Consider the following 18,558-nt stretch of genomic DNA (forward strand, 5'->3'; position numbering starts at 1 on the left):
AAACGCCTGTGCCGATACTGGATAAAAGTTAGCCTTTTGCAGAAGGAGTTTGTATGGCCTGGTATCCTACTCGTATTTCAACGCGTTTAACCATCGGCGGCATTCTGCTGCTTGCAGTCACGACCCTTGTTATTGTGGTGATTATGCTCTGGCGTGGTCAACCGCGCGTCGTTGAAATCAACACCGCCCTGATCGAAGAAACAGGGCAAGGTTTAACCCGCCAGTTGAGTACCGTATTGTCCCGAATTGAAGGTGAGACCGTTAGCTTGTCACGACTGGCTGAGGTGCTGCCAAATGATGAATCTCTTTATCAAAGCGTCGTTCCGCATCTGATTGGTGAAGATAAAGATTCAATTATTACCGGCGGCGGCATCTGGCCAGAACCAGACGCTTTCACCGCAGGTGTGGAGAAAAGAAGCTTTTTCTGGGCGCGTAATGCTGAAGGTAAACTGGTGTATTCCAACGACTATAACGTCGAAGGGTCAAGCGGATACCACAATGAAAACTGGTATCAGCATGCTAAAGGGCATTCACAAAACAGTTGCTTATGGTCTGATGTCTACCAGGACGCCAGTTCAGGCGTCAACATGGTGACGTGCAGCGTACCTTATCAACTGGCGGGCAAGTTTGCCGGTGTCGCCACCACCGATATTCGCCTGGATAACGTAGCCACTTTCATGCAGCAGCAGGGAAACAGCACCGGTGGTTACGCGTTTGTGGTGGACAAGCAGGGACAAATTCTCTATTTCCCGCAGGCCGATCTGGCGAAATATAAAACCATTAACGATCTGGCGCAAAGCGCGCAATGGCTTATCCCGGTGGAAAACGGTCTGAAATCTCTGCGCCCAGCGGACGGGGTGAAAACGATTACGCTTGCAAATGATAACGTCCTGAATTCGGCTTCACGAGTGATGCTGTTCCCGATGGCGGATACCGGTTGGGTTGTTGGTCTTGCGACGCCTGAATCGCGTATCGTCGGCCTTGCCAAAGTGATGATGCAGGACGTGCTGGAAGTGTTGATCCCGATCATGACCCTGTTGCTGGTGGGATCCTGGCTGGTGGTTCGCCGACTGATTTCACGTCTCGATGATACCCGTCAGGCTCTCGATGACATTGCGCAGGGAGAAGGCGATCTTACCCGTCGCCTGGATGTGCGTGGCAAAGATGAGATTTCCGCTATCGCCGAAGCGTTTAACCTGTTCGTCGATAAAATCTCAGCCATCCTGATCACTGTCAGAAGCAGTAGCGTAGTGGTGGCGAATAACGCTGTCAGCCTGGCAGACAGTAATATGGAACTTTCATCTCGCGTGACGCAACAGGCCGCTGCGCTGGAAGAGAGTTCGGCGGCGATGGAACAGTTAAATGCGACCGTTCATCAAAATGCCAGTAATACTCAACTGGCGGATGAGCTCTCTGATAGCACCGCGCAAACGGCCAACCGCTGCGGCGATGTTATGCAGGGTGTTATCTCTACAATGGATAACGTCAGTGCCTCATCCGGCAGAATGGTGGAAATTGTCGCGGTTATCGACAGCATTGCGTTCCAGACCAATATTCTCGCCCTGAATGCCGCGGTTGAAGCAGCCAGAGCAGGTGATGCCGGGAGAGGGTTTGCCGTTGTGGCCTCCGAAGTGCGCACGTTGGCCCAGCGCAGCGCCACCGCCGCGCAGGAAATAAAGGCGTTGATTGATGAATCCGTTTCTCATGTAGGTAGCGGAAGTCAGCAAATTCACAATGCGGGCGAACGTCTGGGAGAGCTGGTCAGTAATGTACGTCAGGTACGTCAGTTGATGGGGGAAATACGCGTTGCGGGTGAAGAACAACGCAAGGGCGTTTCCGAAGTTACGCTGGCTGTTACCGAAATGGACAGCACCGTTCAGCAAAACGCCTCGTTAATAGATGATGCCGCCGCGCGAACGCAGGCGCTGAAAGAGGAGGCGGAACAGCTGGCGATGCTGGTCTCATCATTCAGATTGCCTGAGCCTTCAGTTGCCTGATGGATCGGTTAAGAGCGTCCGTATAACCGGACGCTCTTGCGTTATAAATCCAATACGGACGACCATTAACGCCCCCAACGACTGCGAATATAGGTCACGGCTTCCTGCGTTTGCGGCTGATTAAGGTAATCTTCGCGAAACAATATTGTGCCGTTAATGTGCGGTTCAGACTCGTTCAGATCGAGCTGTTTTTTCAGCTCCGGCACACCGCCTTTGACCGTCCAGTCAGGTTCTTTTCGCGACGGCTCACCGACTTTGTACAACGCCACCCCAATATACAGGCGGGTGTTGGTTGATTTGACGACATCTGCCCACCATTTTGCCAACACATCGTAACGCGCCGCGTCGCGGGCAAAAGGCCAGTACAGCTGCGGGGCGATGTAGTCCAGCAAGCCTTGTTGCACCCAGCGGCGGGTGTCCGCATACGATTCATCATAGGCTGCCGCGCCGCGCGTGTCGGAGCCCGCCGGATCGTGCGAACGGTTGCGCCACACGCCCGCAGGGCTGACGCCAAATTCAACTTCAGGTTTGAGTTTCTTGATGGTTCGTGAAACCTGAGCGATCAGGCGTTGCGTGTTATCGCGCCGCCAGTCAGCTTTGGAGACAAATCCCTGGCCGTATCTTCTGAAGGTCTGGCTGTCGTTGAGCGCAGAGCCGGGAGACTCGGTATAGAAGTAATCATCGAATTGCACGCCGTTAACCGGGTAATTCTCAACGACTTCAGCCACGATACTGGTTATCCAGTCACGCACTTCGGGAATACCGGGATCTAACACAAAACGCTCGCCCGAGGTACGGATCCAGTCCCGATGCAGGACATAAACGCTGGAAGGCGTCTGTGACAGCGTGTTGTTTAATTCGGTAACCGTTGCCGGTTTAGTGTTAACGGACACGCGGTAGGGGTTAAACCAGGCATGGACTTTCATTCCGCGTTTATGCGCTTCATCGAGCATAAACCGTAACGGATCGTAACCCGGATCCTGACCAATCTTACCGGTCAGGGTATCTGACCACGGCAAGATTGTAGAATGCCACAACGCAGTGGCATCGGGCTTCACCTGGAAAAAAACGGTGTTAATACCAAGACGTTTCAGGTTATCCAGCTTGTCCGTCAGCGCCTTTTGCTGCTGGCTGATACGAACGGCAGGCGAGCTGATGTTGACGGATGAAATCGGCGGCCAGTCAAGACGCGAAACCGTTGCCAACCAGATACCGCGCACCGGCTCCTTGCTCTGCTGCGGTTTGCCCACCGGGGGCAGTGGGGTGATTTTTGAACCTGGCGGCTGTGAAGAACAACTGCCAAGTAGCAACATACTGCCTACGAGCAGCGCGAACCATTTCATGTTGGTACGCGGCAGCCTGACTCGGGAACGGGCGAGAATATTCGCCAGTTTTTTCTGATAATTTGCTGAAATAAAACCGGATGCTGACATCAGATTTTGCTCTTAATTCTTCTTGTTGCGGCTGTTAGCCCAGGGATCGAACGCCGGTTCGGTGGTGTTATTTGAGGCCAGATCATGCAGTGAATCCAGGTACAGCGCTTCAACTTCTGCCCGCGCCCACGGCGTGCGGCGCAGAAACTTCAGACTGGATTTAACGCTCGGCTCATTTTTAAAGCAGTTGATATTAATACGTTGCGCCAGCTCAGCCCAACCATAACGATCAACCAGTGCATTGACCTGCATTTCAAGAGTTACGCCATGTAAAGGGTCTTTAGAAATATGAGCATTCATATGAAGTCCAGTTCAGTGGTTCCAGATTTTGTCAGTAGTGCAACGGGAAGAAGGTTACAAGAAAGCGGGGCGACCAGCAATGGCATCTGTTCCTCAGGCTTTCATGATTAAGAAGTAAACATCAGCCAAACATTGCTGAAGAAAAGATCTGGATTAGATGCGTTCATTAATCTTAAGTGGGTATTTATACCTGGATTGTTACTCCAGCTTCTCTTTATTTATATATTATCGCTGTCATTCGACTATTAAAATAAAAAAACAAAAGATCTAAAAAAAAAGAAAATAACATATCCATAATGTTAACTATTGATAAAATTAAAGTAACATTTAGTAAAACATGGATATTTTGTTTTTCATGGACGAGAGTTTACATATCATGATATAATATCGCGGAAAAATTTGCAGGTTATTAATCTGCATGTAATGTAAATGAATTTCTGAGGAGACTATTCCAGTGGGACGTAAATGGGCAAATATTGTTGCTAAAAAAACTGCTAAAGACGGTGCAACGTCTAATATATATGCAAAATTCGGTGTAGAAATCTATGCTGCTGCCAAACAAGGTGAACCAGACCCAGAATCAAACTCAGCTTTAAAATTCGTTATTGAACGTGCGAAACAAGCACAGGTTCCTAAACACGTTATTGATAAAGCAATTGATAAAGCCAAAGGCGGCAGCGATGAAACGTTCGTGCAAGGGCGTTACGAAGGCTTTGGTCCAAGTGGTTCACTGATTATCGCTGAAACATTGACGTCAAATGTTAACCGTACGATTGCTAATGTCCGCTCAATTTTCAATAAAAAAGGCGGGAATATCGGAGCAGCAGGTGCTGTCAGCTATATGTTTGACAATACCGGGGTGATTGTATTTGCAGGAACAGATCCTGACCATATTTTTGAAATTTTGCTTAATGCTGATGTAGATGTTCGCGATGTAACCGAAGAAGAGGGAAACATCGTTATTTATACTGAATCTACAGACCTTCATAAAGGAATTGCAGCCCTGAAAGCCGCTGGGATTACTGAATTCTCAACAACAGAATTAGAAATGATTGCTCAATCAGAAGTTGAACTTTCACCAGAAGATTTAGAAATCTTTGCAGGACTCGTTGATGCCCTTGAAGATGACGATGATGTTCAAAAAGTCTATCACAACGTTGCAAACCTCTAATTATAAATAAAGGAATCTGTTATTGCGGCAGATCTTTAACTTATAAAGTTGTTACAAAAATATCTAGCCCGATACATTGATTATAAAAAAAGAAAAAATTTACGGTAGAAAATCAAAGTGACTGTCTGCTTTTGCTCAAGGCAGACAGTCATGTCCAGCAGTTTTCAGTCAGGATTGGCAGGGGGAGCTTTTCCATGAATGAAAAAAAACGCTTCCTGGCTTCCTGACTCGAAGGCGACAACAGCTCTGACCTTATCGTTTTTCATCACTGTGTACCAACCGGAACCGCTAAACTGAGAATGGCTAAAGAGGAATCTGCATTCGGGGTCATCTGACGAAAACTTTTTACCGTAGCAGATAAGGGAAGGGTAAGGATTTGATGGAACGGCGTCAGCTAAGGGGTATGAACTAAGCATTCATCAAATACCAAATTGCATTTAACATAATATACATTATGCGCACTGATGTTAAGTAAGGTAGAATCTGATGCTTTATGGTAATCCTTGTGCTGCTCAATAATTATGGCCAAACATCTTTTCAAATGCCGTTACCAGCGCTAACCATTTTCGACCTGTGCCGCATCACTCACTGAACATCAAAACTGATAACTTTAGTTCACGCTGGCGAACCACAGACATGCCAATCTGTCTTCCTGGCATATTTCTGCCCTTATCCTTCATTATCATATAATCTTCTAAATGAAATGGCTCACCGGCAAGGACTTATGCGGTCCTTTCTGCCTTTTTCTCTCATACTGGAAATTCATTCATGGCTGACTGGAACCCTTCGCTTTATCTGCAATATGAAACTGAACGTTCAAGACCCGCAGCGGAATTACTCAACAGAGTGGCGTTAGAGAGTGTTCGTTCAGTTGTTGATCTTGGCTGTGGTCCGGGAAACAGCACGGCATTACTGCATCAGCGCTGGCCTTCGGCTGTAATAACCGGGGTTGATTCCTCACCCGCCATGCTGAATGAAGCGCGCAACGCATTACCGCAATGCCATTTTATTGAAGCGGATATCAGTCAGTTCCAGCCCGAGCATCCTGTGGATCTGCTTTACGCAAATGCGTCTTTACAATGGGTACCCGATCACTATGAACTATTGCCTAACCTGGTATCGCTGCTGGGTCTCAACGGCGTTCTGGCCGTACAAATGCCGGATAACTGGCTGGAACCCACGCATGTTCTGATGCGCGAAGTAGCTTATGAACAGGGGTTCCCGGACCGGGGCCGTGCGCCACTTCCTGGCGTACATGCCTACTATGATATTTTGACCGAAACTGGCTGTGAGGTGGATATCTGGCGCACCACGTATTATCACATTATGGATTCTCATCAAGCAATTATCGACTGGGTAAGTTCTACAGGCCTGCGCCCCTGGTTACAGGATTTGAGAGAAAGTGAGCAACGTCAGTATCTGGCGCGCTACCACGAACTACTTCAGGAGCAATATCCACTGCAGGAAAATGGCAAAATTTTACTGGCATTTCCCCGATTGTTTATTGTTGCGCGCCGCAATAATTAAGCATTTATCATCAGATAGATCACAGGAATAGAGGATCGCCTATGAGCGCCCTCGCCTTTTTAACATAAGGATCTAGTGACAATGCGAGGCATCTGCTAGTGTCTTGCCACGTGTTTCCGACGGGAGTTGTTATGTCTAAAGTCTACATTGGTGGGTGTCTTTGTGGTTCGATCCGCTTCACGGCCAGCAGTCCTAATAATTCCCACACCTGTTCCTGCGATATATGCCGGAAACATACGGGCGCACCGACCGTCGTCTGGATTGAGTTTGATGCGAAAAATGTGGAATGGACGGGAAAAGCCGGAAAACCGACAACCTGGCGCTCATCAGAAACGAGTTGTCGAGCCTTTTGCCCTCAGTGCGGCAGTTCCGTGGGCGCTATTGATGATGCCCCGGTAATTGCACTTTTAGCCGGGGCTTTTGATGACCCTAACGATGAAGACCTGGCACCAGAGTTTCATTCGTTTTCCGATATGCAGCCAGCCTGGTGGCAAAACGAACGTAACTAAGTTAGTTGGTAATGCTTATCAGGCATGTGTTTTGCTGGCACATTTGTTTCATCGTTCATCTGCAGCAAATCGATTTCGATCGCATTGCAAATCGCATCCAGCGGCAGGTCATTGTTCTCTGTGCCAAACGGATCTTCAAGCTCTTCTGCAAGCGTGTCGAGCGAGATAAAAGTATAGGAAATAAGCACCGAGATAAACGGTGTCATGTAGTGCAGATCCACCACTAACGCGAATGGCAGCATGATACAAAACAGGTATACCGTGCGATGAAGGATCAAAGTATAAGCAAACGGGACCGGGGTATTCGCAATCCGCTCACAACCAGCCAGTACCGCAGACATATCGTTTAACCTATTGTTTAAACTATGAAATAATATGTCTGACAGTTGACCATTACGCCTGCGCACGGCCAACCACTCTCCCATCAACAACAAAATGCGGTTTGCTGGAGATTGTGAGGCAAATACCGTCTGCAGATCTTTCTCGCTGAGGTACTTCGCCAACGGCTCTGCCTGTGGCTTTCGACGTAAAGTCATGCGTAAACAGTGGGCAAACGCGATTTGCAGACGAACAAACTGCCCTAATTCGGCGTCGTCCGGTAAGGTGGTTTTTACCTCACGCAGTAGCGATCGGGAAGCAATCATCAACTGCCCCCACAGGTGTCGGGCCTCAACGTAACGTGAATAACAGGCGTTATTGCGAAAACCTAAAAAGATTGCAATCGCCACGCCGAGAATGCTGAATGGCGCCAGGGTGAATTTGATTCCCAGCATCGTATACCACGGAAGCATGATAATAACTGCGATGGAGAGCAGGAAGTTTAGCAGCAGTCGTGAAAAGATTTTGGATAATACTGACCCATGCCAAACGAATATCAGGCGTAGCCAGTGTTGTTGGGGGCGAACGATCATGGTTTTCTTCGGGAAAATGTGAAATCCATCACATTAGACGCGATCATGATCAATGTTGCAAGTTAATCGCAACATTAACTAAACAACTTTTGTGCTGCCAGAACCACCGCGCACCGGAGTTACAGAACGGTGTAGTTATTAATAAACAATAGTATGTTGTAACTAATGAATGTTCTATAAAAAACCCGGCCTGAGCCGGGTTGTCTTCTTAGCACAATGGCTTAACGGCTTCACGCATGCCTTTGGCCAGAATGGTATCCAGATCGGCTGAAACCTGCTCCACGAGTCCGGAAACCTGAGTCAGATCCTGTTCCCAGTGTTCTTTAACGCCCAGTACCGATTTGACTAACTCGTCGGTGCTTATCTGGCGGTCATGATGCTGGGACCACAGCTGTTGAAAACGTGCCACCCAGTGCGCATCATCCTGGACCGGATAAGCCTCACCGTTACGCTCTCCACGATAGAAAGCAATCAGCGCGGCAAGCGCAAACGTCAGGCGCGCCGGCAGTTTACCGCTGGTCTGTTGCCCTGCCAGCAGCTGCGGCAAAATACGGGTACGGAATTTAGTCATGCCGTTCAGGGCAATAGACAGCAACTGATGCTTGATGTACGGATTGCAGAATCGACCGGTCACCGCGCTGGCGAAAGACGCCAGCTCATCGCGGGGTAAATCCAGTACCGGAATGATCTCTTCATAAATCGCTTTTTCAACGAAGGCGCAAATCTCTGCGTCATTCATCGCCTCCCCCACGGTGTCCAGCCCTGCCTGCCAGGCAACGGGAACCAGTGCGGTGTGTGCGCCGTTGAGAATCGCCACTTTCCGTTCTTTGTACGGTTTGATGTCATCAACAATCAGGACATTAAGCGGATATTTATCCAGACGCAGTTCTGCAGCTAATGACTTCGGTCCCTGAATAACGAACAGATAGAAGTGTTCTGCAGTGTCGAGGAAGGCATCGTGATAGCCCAACTCAGCTTCCAGTTTCTCCACTTCGTCACGCGGATAACCGGTAACAATGCGGTCCACCAGCGTGGAGCAAAATGCGTTGGCCTGATCCAGCCACTGAATAAATGCCTCCGGCAGCGCCCACTCCTGAGCGTAGCGCAGGACCAGTTCACGCAGCGCATCACCATTGTAATCAATCAGTTCGCAAGGAATGATAATCCAGCCTTTATCCGACGCGCCATTAAAATGGCTGAAGCGTTCGAACAACAGTCGGGTCAGTTTAGCCGGATAACTCACCGCCGGTGCATCCTCAAACTTATCGCCCGCGTGGTAGCTGATGCCCGCTTCAGTCGTGTTGGAGAACACAAAACGCATATCTGGATTATGCGCCAGCTTCAGGAACTCATCGTATTCGCTATAGACGCTGATTTCACGGTTAACCGAACGGATCAAACGGGCATCGCTTACGGCCTCGCCCTTCTCATTCAAACCACGAATGATGGTGGTATAGAGACCATCCTGCGTACTCAGAGATGGCGGGAAGGTACTTTCGATAGGACGAACAATGACTACACCCGCGTTCAGATCGGTATGTTCGTTCAGCAAATCGACTTGCCAGTCAACAAAGGCGCGCAGGAAGTTTCCTTCACCAAACTGAATAATGCGTTCAGGATACTGAGCACCGGGGAAATCGCGACGATTTAGTGTTTGCACAATGGGTTCCCTTTTTAATTAGTCATACAACCTGATTGAATTGGTCCAATAGGTTAGCAAACTTTAATACATTGAAACCCTGTTTTGATCAATCCCCGGCGACAAATTAGAGAGTTTTGTAGAAAAGTGTGGTCCCGGTCAGCTTCCCGTCAGGCATTTTTGCATAGTCCGGTACCACCCCTACTTTTTGCCATCCACAATTGTGGTAGAACAACTCAGCGTCACTCCCCGTCGCTGTATCAAGCACCAGCAGCGTTTTCCCTTGCTGACGCGCGTAGTTTTCGAGTTCGTTCATCAACGTCCGGGCAACACCACCGCGCCGCGCTGAGGGGTGAACCAGCAGCTTGGCGACATCAGCACGATGAGGTTGGTTTTCGGGTTGATCGATAATGAGCTGGACGGAACCGACAAGCATCCCCTGTGCGTTCTGCGTACCCAGAACAATCCTTTCTCCACGGTCAACGCTTTGCGCGACACTTATCCAGAAAGGCCGTGATTTATCACCACTAAAAGGGAGCATAAAGCTGACAGAGGCGCCATCATTGACGCATGTTTCAAGGATGTCGCTGAATTCATCGATTCTCGACAGAATCTGGGCCGCGCTCAGCACAAAGCAGGGTTTACAGGAAGCCATTTTTTTCTCCTTAGAATGACCCCTTCATACTGCTTTTAACAATTGCACAACACAAGGAGTCATATCATAGGATTATGTTATCTATGGCTTGTTCATCTGGATCACTAGCCAGTGATAGATAACCGTGACAACGTAACGCTGCTGTTCATCGTTTAACGCCATACCCTGAGGGATATCATGCCATTTCGCCAGACATCCCCGACAACAGGTCGCCGTGGCATGTTGAGCGATAAATACCGGATGCCCGCGCATAGGTGTCTGCTTACCGTCATTGGCAGGAAACGCGGGCGCCAGCCGTTTGGCAATAAAATCCGTGGCGTGTTGTTCGATAACCGGCGCGCCTTTATCCAGACAATACTGCCTTTCTTTCTGACCAAGGCGAAACCGCGAGCGAAACGTTGATTTCGCCAGCCGGGCAAAAAGAGGATCGAGCGTGTTCATCAGTAAACCGAGCGCCCCAGTTGTTGCGTTAATTGCTCCAGCACGGCGATACCCGCCAGCGAATTTCCCGCCGCATCCAGTTCCGGACTCCAGACGGCAATCGCCATCTCGTGAGGCACGATAGCCACGATACCGCCCCCCACACCAGATTTCGCCGGTAAGCCCACTCGCCAGGCAAATTCCCCTGCGTTCTGATACATGCCACTGGTCGCCATCAGCGCGTTGATCTGCCGGGCCTGCATAGGCGTCACCACGGGCTCAGCAAGATGAAAAGCATGTCCCTGATTTGCCAGAAAGACGAACGTGCGCGCCAGCTCCACACAGCTCATTTTCAGTGCGCAGTAGTGAAAGTAATTTTGCAAAACGGTGGTCACGTCGTGGTGAAAATTGCCAAAGGACTTCATTAGCCAGGCAATAGCCGCGTTACGCGCCGAGTGCTCAAACTCAGAACGCGCCACCGTCGCATCATAGGCGATATCCGAAACGCCGCTTAGCGCCCGTACCACTTCCAGCATCCGTTGACGCGGTGCGCTCAGACGTCCTTGCAGCATATCGCAAACCACCAGCGCCCCGGCGTTGATAAAGGGATTGCGTGGGATCCCTTGCTCCATTTCCAACTGCACCAGGGAGTTAAAAGGGTGACCGGAAGGATCCTTGCCGACACGTTGCCAGATCTCATCTTCCTGATAGTGACGCATCGCCACGACCAGACTGAGCACCTTTGAAATTGACTGAATAGAAAAGCGCTCTTGCGCATCCCCCGCCTGATAGTGCTGTCCATCGACGGTGCAAATAGCGATACCCAGTTTTGAACCGTCGACAGAAGCTAAGGCAGGAATGTAATCAGCGACTTTACCCTGACCAATCAGCGGACGAACCTGCTGCACAATGGTCTCTAAAATTGAATTGTCCATGGCCCTGGCCACAACATGCTCCTTGCTCGCAGGTATGAAAGGCCTGCGAGTATAACAGAGCTGAATACGCAGCGTCAGGCCGGAAGGCGGAATCTGCCCACGGTCTGCATGAGCGGGTGAGATTCATGCCGTAGACAGAAACATTGCAGAATTAAGGCCGGTGCCCCCGTCGGAGGCACCCAAACCATCAGAGGCGGTTTTTCCAGACGGTCTGTACATTACAAAACTCATGCAGACCAAAGTGTGAAAGCTCGCGGCCAAAACCACTTTTCTTCACGCCGCCAAATGCAACGCGGGCATCGCTGGCGCTGTAACCATTGATAAATACCCCCCCACACTCCAGGCGTGACGCCATCTTCTGCGCCAGAGCTTCATCCGCGGTGAACACCGTGGCTGATAAGCCGAAATCACTGTCATTAGCCAGCGCTAAAGCATGTTCCGCATTCTTTGCAACGGTAATCGCTGCAACCGGGCCAAACAGCTCCTGACGAAAAGCCGTCATCTCCGGGGTGACATCCCCCAGAACCGTCACGGCATAGTAATTGCCCTGACCCGCGATTTTTTCCCCGCCGAGAAGTAACCGCGCGCCTTCGGCAAGGGAGGCTTCGACCTGCTGATGCAGCTCATCGCGCAGATCAAATCTTGCCATCGGACCCAGATCGTTTTCTTCGTTCAGCGGGTCGCCCATTTTGAGCGCGCTCGCGGCCGCCACAAAACGAGCCGTAAATTCTGCCGCAATTCCTTCTTCGATAATAAAGCGCTTTGCTGCCGCACAAACCTGCCCGGTATTCTGATAACGACCGGCGACCGCCGCCTTAACGGCCAGATCGAGGTCAGCATCATTAAGAACAATAAACGGATCGGAACCCCCCAGTTCAAGCACGCATTTTTTCAGCGCCGCACCCGCCTGAGCACCAATCGCCGCACCGGCTCGAACGCTGCCCGTCACCGTTACCGCCGCGATACGCGGGTCATTGATCATCTGACTTACCCCGGCGTTATCGGCATTCACCCAACCATAAACACCCGCGGGAACGCCCGCATCAGCAAAAACCTGCGCGATAATCGCAGCACAGCCGGTTACGTTTGGCGCATGCTTTAACAGATAGCCATTTCCGGCCAGCAGAATTGGAATGGCGCCGCGAAGTACCTGCCAGAGCGGGAAGTTCCACGGCATGATCGCCAGAATAGTTCCAACGGGGCGATACTCAATCACCGCCTGGTTGTTCTCCACCAGCGTAGGTTCCGGGTTGAGCATCGCCGGTCCATGTTCGGCGTACCAGTCACACAATGCGGCTGATTTGGCAACTTCACCACGCGCCTGCTTGATGGGTTTCCCCATTTCACGTGAGATACACTGCGCCATCTCTTCGGCGCGATGACGCAGAGCCTGCCCGATATGACGCAGCGTTTGCGCACGGTGCTCAACGGCAGTGTGTTTCCATTCACTGTAGCCATTCGCGGCAAGGCTCAGCGCATGTGCAATCTCTTCAGTACTGGCCCACGGCATTGCCGCCAACCTTTCACCGTTGGTAGGGTTAACGGAAATCGCATGTGTTGCTGCTGTGATAGTCATAAGTGCCTCTCTTTATCGCAGGGTATGGTCATATCATGCGCATATTTACTCTTTCTGAAAAATGAATAATATTAACCACACCATTCACGAACAGAGAACATTATGGATCTGACGCAACTGGAAATGTTCAACGCCGTCGCGGAGACAGGCAGTATTACGCAGGCCGCCGCGAAGGTGCATCGCGTGCCATCCAATCTCACCACCCGTATTCGCCAGCTTGAAGCCGACCTTGGCGTCGATCTGTTTATTCGTGAAAATCAGCGTTTGCGGCTTTCCCCGTCCGGGCACAATTTTTTACGCTACAGCCAGCGGATCCTCGCCCTGGTTGACGAGGCGAGAATGGTCGTCGCCGGCGATGAACCGCAGGGGTTGTTCTCTCTTGGCTCGCTCGAGAGTACTGCCGCTGTGCGGATCCCCGCCACGCTGGCTGAATATAATCAGCGTTACCCCAAAATTCAGTTTGCGCTGGCGACAGGTCCTTCAGGCACGATGCTGGACGGCGTGCTCGACGGGACGCTGAACGCCGCCTTTGTCGACGGCCCAATTACTCATCCAGGTCTTGAAGGAATGCCGGTCTACCGTGAAGAGATGATGATAGTCACTCCGCACGGTCATCCCCCTATCCAGCGGGCCAGCGACGTTAACGGTTGCAGCATTTACGCCTTTCGCGCCAACTGTTCCTATCGTCGCCATTTTGAAAGCTGGTTTCATGCCGATCGCGCAATGCCTGGCACCATTCATGAAATGGAGTCGTATCACGGCATGCTGGCTTGCGTCATTGCCGGTGCGGGTATCGCGCTGATCCCGCGTTCGATGCTGGAGAGCATGCCAGGACACCATCAGGTCCACGCCTGGCCGCTAAGCGAAAACTGGCGCTGGCTGAATACGTGGCTGGTCTGGCGCAGAGGGGCAATGACGAGGCAACTGGAAGCGTTTATTGAGGTATTGAACCCTCAGTTGTCGAAAAGCACGGAATAATTCGCGATTCTCAAACAACGCCATAAATAGCGTTCCGGGTGAATTCTCACGCCCGGAATTTCATTAATAATGAAACAGTTAAAATTACGCGAAATGTTCGGCAGTCAATTTTGCCACCCAGTCAATGAAATGAGATCTGCATCACGAAATGATTGTATTTTAGCCAGCAAAAGTTTTAAGATCGTGGCCTTACCTTTTCGCAGCTAATCCACCTAATTGATATGACAACAGACACTGTTTCCCGCAAGGTCGCGTGGCTTCGGGTAGTTACGCTTGCCATTGCCGGTTTTATTTTCAATACCACTGAGTTTGTCCCTGTCGGTTTGTTATCCGACATCGCACAAAGTTTTAATATGCAGACCGCTCAGGTCGGGATCATGCTGACGATCTACGCCTGGGTTGTCGCCCTGATGTCGCTGCCTTTCATGCTGCTTACCAGCCAGGTAGAACGCCGCAAACTTCTGATCTGCCTGTTTGTCGTTTTTATCGCCAGCCACGTTCTCTCTTTCCTGGCATGGAATTTTACCGTGCTGGTAATCAGTCGTATCGGTATTGCTTTTGCCCACGCTATTTTCTGGTCGATCACCGCATCTCTGGCGATTCGCCTGGCTCCTGCCGGGAAACGCGCGCAGGCTCTCAGCCTGATTGCGACCGGCACCGCGCTGGCGATGGTGCTGGGCCTGCCTATCGGGCGCATCGTTGGCCAGTATTTTGGCTGGCGTACCACCTTCTTCGCCATCGGTATGGGGGCGTTAGTCACCCTACTTTGCTTGATTAAGCTCCTGCCAAAATTACCCAGTGAGCATTCCGGTTCATTAAAAAGCCTGCCGGTTTTATTCCGCCGTCCGGCATTGATGAGCCTGTATCTGCTGACGGTGATTGTGGTCACCGCGCATTACACGGCCTACAGCTACATCGAACCGTTTGTACAGACCGTCGCCGGGCTGAGCGCAAACTTTGCCACAGTCCTGCTGCTGGTTCTGGGTGGCGCGGGGATTGTCGGTAGCGTCATTTTTGGCAAGCTGGGTAATCAACATGCTTCCGTATTGATTAGTAGCGCCATTGCCCTGCTGACGGTGTGCCTGGTGCTGTTACTGCCCGCAGCGGACAGCGAAATGCATCTGGCCGTCCTGAGTATATTCTGGGGCATCGCCATTATGTTGATAGGCCTGGGTATGCAGGTGAAAGTGCTGGCGCTGGCCCCAGATGCCACCGACGTCGCAATGGCCCTTTTCTCAGGTATCTTTAATATTGGGATAGGCGCTGGCGCGCTGGTGGGAAATCAGGTGAGTCTGCACTGGTCAATGTCTACGATTGGTTACGTAGGTGCAGTGCCTGCGATTGTGGCGTTCATATGGTCGGTGATTATCTTCCGTAAATGGCCAGTATCACTGGAAGAGCAGCCTCAGCATTCATAAAAGCGTGCCCGGTAGACAATACCGGGCACGTTGTTTTAAGCGTAAGTTTTAATGATTTCCAGCACGCCGTTAATAATAAACTGCACGCCCATACATACCAGCAGGAAGCCCATCAGTCGGGAGATCGCCTCAATACCACCTTTACCGACCAGGCGCATAATTCCGCCAGAACTGCGCAAACAGCCCCACAGGATAACCCCGACCACCGCAAAAATAATCGGCGGTGCGACCATTATCACCCAGTCCGGAAACTCAGCCCCATGACGCACGGTGGATGCCGAGCTGATGATCATTGCAATCGTACCCGGACCCGCGGTGCTTGGCATGGCCAGCGGAACAAATGCAATATTGGCAGTCGGTTCATCTTCCAGTTCTTCTGATTTGCTTCTCGCTTCCGGAGAGTCATGTGCCTTCTGCTGTGGAAACAACATTCGAAAGCCGATAAACGCAACGATTAACCCACCCGCGATACGTAACCCGGGAATCGAAATCCCGAAGGTATTCATCACCAGTTGTCCGGCATAATACGCCACCATCATGATGGCAAACACGTAAACGGACGCCATGAGTGACTGACGGTTACGCTCTGCGCTGTTCATGTTGCCGGCAAGGCCGAGGAACAACGCCACGGTGGTTAACGGGTTTGCCAACGGTAACAGGACTACCAGCCCCAGTCCTATTGCTTTAAACAAGTCCATCATAATGTCATCTTTCCTGTGCGTTAATCGTCAACGGCAAGTATACGGTGAAATCCGGGAGATAAGCCATTTTCGCGGTGTAAGGATTCATTTTTCATCCGCACGTATAAGCCATAATTTTCAAACCGTTAAAATTCCACTCGCCAGAAATTGAGTCTGATGATTTAGCAAAACGTGGCATTTGCTGACCCATTCATTTGACTTATATTTGCCTAAGCAATAATATCAGCCGTGACTAACTACTTGCCAGGGCAACCATTGTGAAAAGCACCAGTGATCTGTTTAACGAAATCATCCCACTGGGTCGTTTGATCTACATGGTTAATCAGAAAAAAGATCGTTTGCTAAACGACTATCTGTCACCGCTGGATATCACGGCATCGCAGTTCAAGGTGCTCTGCTCCATCCGTTGCGCGGTGTGTATTACCCCTGTCGAATTGAAAAAAGTGCTGTCTGTCGATCTCGGCGCCCTGACGCGGATGCTGGACAGGCTGGCCTGTAAAGGCTGGATAGAAAGGCTTCCGAATCCACATGACAAGCGAGGCGTGCTGGTGAAACTCACCGAGCATGGCGCGGCAATTTGCGAGCAGTGTCATCAATTAGTAGGGCAAGACCTGCACCAGGAACTAACAAAAAACTTAACGGTGGATGAAGTGACCACGCTTGAGCATTTGCTTAAGAAAATCCTGCCGTAAACAGAAAGAGGTATGACGATGTCCAGACGCAATACTGACACAATCACTATTCATAGCATTTTGGACTGGATCGAAAATAACCTTGAATCGCCGCTCTCGCTGGAAAAGGTGTCAGAGCGTTCAGGTTACTCCAAATGGCACCTGCAACGGATGTTTAAAAAAGAAACCGGTCATTCACTGGGTCAATACATCCGTAGCCGTAAAATGACTGAAATAGCGCAAAAATTAAAAGAGAGTAACGAGCCGATCCTTTATCTGGCGGAGCGTTACGGTTTTGAGTCCCAGCAAACGCTAACCCGGACATTCAAAAACTATTTTGATGTTCCGCCGCATAAATACCGTATGACGAATATGCACGGCGAATCACGCTATTTGCTGCCACTCAATCAATGTAATTGCTAATCGCCAGTTAACGACGTAACCGAGGAAATCATGAAACTTCTGTCTTATGCGATGCTGGCCCTGCTGTATGTTGTTTCGGGCCAGAGCATGGCGGAACAGACCGCGCAGCCTGCCACACAAAACAGTCGTGACGCGATGATTATGCCGCCTGCGCACGATCGGTCCCCGTTCGATTTTAATCATATGGGTGCAGGCAGCGACAAATCCGACGAATTAGGTGTGCCTTATTACAATATGCGCAACCTGTAATTTTTTTGCCCCGTCACTGCGGGGCTTTTTTTTACCCTCTCGCCTGCGCAGTCTTACGCAACCGAAAGCCAAACACATTGATGTACAATCCAGCCATGATCAGCAGCGCACCGAGCAGTTGTAATCCGGTAAGCGTTTCATCCAGCAGCACGGCCGCGCTCGCCAGTCCAACAACCGGCACCAACAGCGACAACGGCGCGACACGCCAGGTTTCATAACGCCCGAGTAAAGATCCCCAGATGCCATAACCCACAATGGTCGCCACAAACGCCAGATAAACCAGTGACAGAATGGTGGTCATATCTATCGTCACCAGACTTTGGATAATTTGCGTTGGACCATCGAGAAGTATTGAGGCGAGAAAGAATGGGACAACAGGAATCAACGCACTCCATACCACCAACGACATCACCGCCGGGCGTGACGTATGCTGCATGATTTTTTTATTAAAGATATTACCGCTGGCCCAGCTTAGTGCCGCCGCCAGCGTCAGCATAAAACCGAGCATGCCGACATGCTGTCCGTTCAGACTGGCCTCAATCAGCACCAGCACGCCAAATATGGCCAGCGCAATCCCTACCCGTTGTTTACCTTGCAGACGTTCACCAAAGGCGAATGCCCCCAGAATGATGGTGAAAAACGCCTGAGCCTGTAATACCAGAGAAGCTAACCCGGCAGGCATACCGAATTTGATGGCGCTAAAGAGAAACGCGAACTGCCCAAAACTGATGGTCAGCCCATAGCCGAGCAGCAGTGAAAGCGGAATTTTCGGCCGGGCAACGAAGAAAATCGCCGGAAATGCCACCAGTAAAAAACGCAACCCAGCCAGCATTAAGGGTGGCATATTGTGTAGCCCCACTTTGATGACGACAAAGTTCAGCCCCCAAACCACAACGACCAGTAACGCTAATAACCCGTCTTTACGCGACATACCACCGCCCCTGCGAATATTAAATTTTTGTAAACAAATTAAAGTAACGGAAATCGTTGTGCCGTAACAGATCATTAATTCAGGTAGGCCACACAGGGCATTTTCGGACAACTT

At 50.5% G+C, this 18,558-nt stretch carries 19 protein-coding genes; 9 read left to right on the top strand and 10 right to left on the bottom strand.

Features of this window, described 5'->3' with window-relative positions:
- The first annotated feature begins 53 nt into the window (after positions 1-53).
- Entirely contained in the window at positions 54-1,997 is a 1,944-nt protein-coding gene (locus tag HVZ52_RS11300) for a methyl-accepting chemotaxis protein (protein WP_016153087.1), read from the top strand.
- Between the two features lie 65 nt (positions 1,998-2,062).
- On the opposite strand, the gene HVZ52_RS11305 is transcribed toward HVZ52_RS11300, so the two are convergent.
- Together HVZ52_RS11305 and HVZ52_RS11310 are read right to left on the bottom strand one after the other, a co-directional pair.
- Positions 2,063-3,430: a glycoside hydrolase family 10 protein gene (locus tag HVZ52_RS11305; protein WP_181599250.1), complete on the bottom strand. Its 1,368-nt coding sequence runs from the start codon at positions 3,428-3,430 to the stop codon at positions 2,063-2,065.
- Positions 3,431-3,442: 12 nt separating this feature from the next.
- Positions 3,443-3,730 carry a VF530 family protein gene (locus HVZ52_RS11310; RefSeq protein ID WP_016153085.1) on the bottom strand — a complete coding sequence of 96 codons (288 nt, stop codon included), beginning with the start codon at positions 3,728-3,730 and terminating at the stop codon, positions 3,443-3,445.
- A 454-nt stretch (positions 3,731-4,184) separates the two neighbouring features.
- On the opposite strand from HVZ52_RS11310, the gene HVZ52_RS11315 reads away from it, so the two are divergent.
- The 3 genes from HVZ52_RS11315 (at position 4,185) to HVZ52_RS11325 (ending at position 6,937) form a co-directional block, all read left to right on the top strand.
- A complete protein-coding gene (locus tag HVZ52_RS11315) occupies positions 4,185-4,901 on the top strand; it encodes a YebC/PmpR family DNA-binding transcriptional regulator (protein ID WP_016153084.1) in 717 nt (238 codons plus the stop codon).
- A gap of 768 nt (positions 4,902-5,669) precedes the next feature.
- A complete protein-coding gene (gene tam / locus HVZ52_RS11320; RefSeq protein ID WP_181599251.1) occupies positions 5,670-6,428 on the top strand; it encodes a trans-aconitate 2-methyltransferase in 759 nt (252 codons plus the stop codon).
- 131 nt (positions 6,429-6,559) lie between these two features.
- Positions 6,560-6,937 carry a GFA family protein gene (locus HVZ52_RS11325; protein ID WP_047500428.1) on the top strand — a complete coding sequence of 126 codons (378 nt, stop codon included), beginning with the start codon at positions 6,560-6,562 and terminating at the stop codon, positions 6,935-6,937.
- Here HVZ52_RS11325 and HVZ52_RS11330 read toward each other — a convergent pair.
- The 6 genes from HVZ52_RS11330 to sad all read right to left on the bottom strand — a co-directional run bounded on the left by HVZ52_RS11330 (position 6,934) and on the right by sad (position 13,073).
- Positions 6,934-7,848 carry a bestrophin family protein gene (locus HVZ52_RS11330; RefSeq protein WP_016153081.1) on the bottom strand — a complete coding sequence of 305 codons (915 nt, stop codon included), beginning with the start codon at positions 7,846-7,848 and terminating at the stop codon, positions 6,934-6,936. The genes HVZ52_RS11325 and HVZ52_RS11330 overlap by 4 nt on opposite strands.
- A gap of 208 nt (positions 7,849-8,056) precedes the next feature.
- A complete protein-coding gene (locus HVZ52_RS11335; protein ID WP_181599252.1) occupies positions 8,057-9,508 on the bottom strand; it encodes a tagaturonate reductase in 1,452 nt (483 codons plus the stop codon).
- A 106-nt stretch (positions 9,509-9,614) separates the two neighbouring features.
- On the bottom strand, positions 9,615-10,142 hold the full coding sequence (locus HVZ52_RS11340; protein ID WP_181599253.1) for a GNAT family N-acetyltransferase: 528 nt from the start codon (positions 10,140-10,142) through the stop codon (positions 9,615-9,617).
- Positions 10,143-10,223: 81 nt separating this feature from the next.
- A complete protein-coding gene (locus HVZ52_RS11345; RefSeq protein ID WP_181599254.1) occupies positions 10,224-10,583 on the bottom strand; it encodes a DUF4186 domain-containing protein in 360 nt (119 codons plus the stop codon).
- Entirely contained in the window at positions 10,583-11,509 is a 927-nt protein-coding gene (gene glsB / locus HVZ52_RS11350) for a glutaminase B (RefSeq protein WP_016153077.1), read from the bottom strand. Before glsB ends, HVZ52_RS11345 begins: the two co-directional genes overlap by 1 nt.
- A 175-nt stretch (positions 11,510-11,684) precedes the next feature.
- Positions 11,685-13,073 carry a succinate-semialdehyde dehydrogenase gene (sad, locus tag HVZ52_RS11355; RefSeq protein WP_046276382.1) on the bottom strand — a complete coding sequence of 463 codons (1,389 nt, stop codon included), beginning with the start codon at positions 13,071-13,073 and terminating at the stop codon, positions 11,685-11,687.
- A gap of 102 nt (positions 13,074-13,175) precedes the next feature.
- Between sad and HVZ52_RS11360 the strand changes: the two genes are divergently transcribed.
- Positions 13,176-14,051: a LysR family transcriptional regulator gene (locus HVZ52_RS11360; RefSeq protein ID WP_016153075.1), complete on the top strand. Its 876-nt coding sequence runs from the start codon at positions 13,176-13,178 to the stop codon at positions 14,049-14,051.
- A gap of 221 nt (positions 14,052-14,272) precedes the next feature.
- Complete coding sequence (locus tag HVZ52_RS11365; protein WP_016156486.1) at positions 14,273-15,469, top strand: sugar transporter; 1,197 nt, start codon at positions 14,273-14,275, stop codon at positions 15,467-15,469.
- Positions 15,470-15,504: 35 nt separating this feature from the next.
- On the opposite strand, the gene HVZ52_RS11370 is transcribed toward HVZ52_RS11365, so the two are convergent.
- Entirely contained in the window at positions 15,505-16,170 is a 666-nt protein-coding gene (locus HVZ52_RS11370) for a MarC family NAAT transporter (RefSeq protein ID WP_016153073.1), read from the bottom strand.
- A 257-nt stretch (positions 16,171-16,427) separates the two neighbouring features.
- On the opposite strand from HVZ52_RS11370, the gene marR reads away from it, so the two are divergent.
- From marR to marB, 3 genes are read left to right on the top strand one after another with little or no spacing between them, the layout of a single operon-like run.
- The gene (gene marR / locus HVZ52_RS11375) at positions 16,428-16,862 is read left to right on the top strand and encodes a multiple antibiotic resistance transcriptional regulator MarR (protein ID WP_016153072.1); all 435 of its coding nucleotides are present in this window, start codon (positions 16,428-16,430) and stop codon (positions 16,860-16,862) included.
- A gap of 18 nt (positions 16,863-16,880) precedes the next feature.
- The gene (gene marA / locus HVZ52_RS11380) at positions 16,881-17,264 is read left to right on the top strand and encodes an MDR efflux pump AcrAB transcriptional activator MarA (RefSeq protein ID WP_003032424.1); all 384 of its coding nucleotides are present in this window, start codon (positions 16,881-16,883) and stop codon (positions 17,262-17,264) included.
- A gap of 30 nt (positions 17,265-17,294) precedes the next feature.
- Positions 17,295-17,513 carry a multiple antibiotic resistance protein MarB gene (gene marB, locus HVZ52_RS11385; protein ID WP_016153071.1) on the top strand — a complete coding sequence of 73 codons (219 nt, stop codon included), beginning with the start codon at positions 17,295-17,297 and terminating at the stop codon, positions 17,511-17,513.
- Between the two features lie 31 nt (positions 17,514-17,544).
- On the opposite strand, the gene eamA is transcribed toward marB, so the two are convergent.
- On the bottom strand, positions 17,545-18,444 hold the full coding sequence (eamA, locus tag HVZ52_RS11390; protein WP_019076776.1) for an O-acetylserine/cysteine exporter: 900 nt from the start codon (positions 18,442-18,444) through the stop codon (positions 17,545-17,547).
- Between the last annotated feature and the right edge of the window lie 114 nt (positions 18,445-18,558).

Origin of the sequence: Citrobacter sp. RHB36-C18 (assembly GCF_013814485.1) — a bacterium.
In the GTDB taxonomy this organism is placed as follows: domain Bacteria; phylum Pseudomonadota; class Gammaproteobacteria; order Enterobacterales; family Enterobacteriaceae; genus Citrobacter; species Citrobacter braakii.

Bases quoted from the DNA above. Each gene is read 5' to 3' on its own strand.
- tam (WP_181599251.1), top strand. From the start codon at position 5,670: ATGGCTGACTGGAACCCTTCGCTTTATCTGCAATATGAAACTGAACGT.
- eamA (WP_019076776.1), bottom strand. From the start codon at position 18,444: ATGTCGCGTAAAGACGGGTTATTAGCGTTACTGGTCGTTGTGGTTTGG.
- HVZ52_RS11325 (WP_047500428.1), top strand. From the start codon at position 6,560: ATGTCTAAAGTCTACATTGGTGGGTGTCTTTGTGGTTCGATCCGCTTC.
- HVZ52_RS11370 (WP_016153073.1), bottom strand. From the start codon at position 16,170: ATGATGGACTTGTTTAAAGCAATAGGACTGGGGCTGGTAGTCCTGTTA.
- HVZ52_RS11305 (WP_181599250.1), bottom strand. From the start codon at position 3,430: ATGTCAGCATCCGGTTTTATTTCAGCAAATTATCAGAAAAAACTGGCG.
- HVZ52_RS11330 (WP_016153081.1), bottom strand. From the start codon at position 7,848: ATGATCGTTCGCCCCCAACAACACTGGCTACGCCTGATATTCGTTTGG.
- HVZ52_RS11340 (WP_181599253.1), bottom strand. From the start codon at position 10,142: ATGGCTTCCTGTAAACCCTGCTTTGTGCTGAGCGCGGCCCAGATTCTG.
- HVZ52_RS11310 (WP_016153085.1), bottom strand. From the start codon at position 3,730: ATGAATGCTCATATTTCTAAAGACCCTTTACATGGCGTAACTCTTGAA.
- HVZ52_RS11360 (WP_016153075.1), top strand. From the start codon at position 13,176: ATGGATCTGACGCAACTGGAAATGTTCAACGCCGTCGCGGAGACAGGC.
- sad (WP_046276382.1), bottom strand. From the start codon at position 13,073: ATGACTATCACAGCAGCAACACATGCGATTTCCGTTAACCCTACCAAC.
- HVZ52_RS11365 (WP_016156486.1), top strand. From the start codon at position 14,273: ATGACAACAGACACTGTTTCCCGCAAGGTCGCGTGGCTTCGGGTAGTT.
- HVZ52_RS11345 (WP_181599254.1), bottom strand. From the start codon at position 10,583: ATGAACACGCTCGATCCTCTTTTTGCCCGGCTGGCGAAATCAACGTTT.
- HVZ52_RS11300 (WP_016153087.1), top strand. From the start codon at position 54: ATGGCCTGGTATCCTACTCGTATTTCAACGCGTTTAACCATCGGCGGC.
- marB (WP_016153071.1), top strand. From the start codon at position 17,295: ATGAAACTTCTGTCTTATGCGATGCTGGCCCTGCTGTATGTTGTTTCG.
- marA (WP_003032424.1), top strand. From the start codon at position 16,881: ATGTCCAGACGCAATACTGACACAATCACTATTCATAGCATTTTGGAC.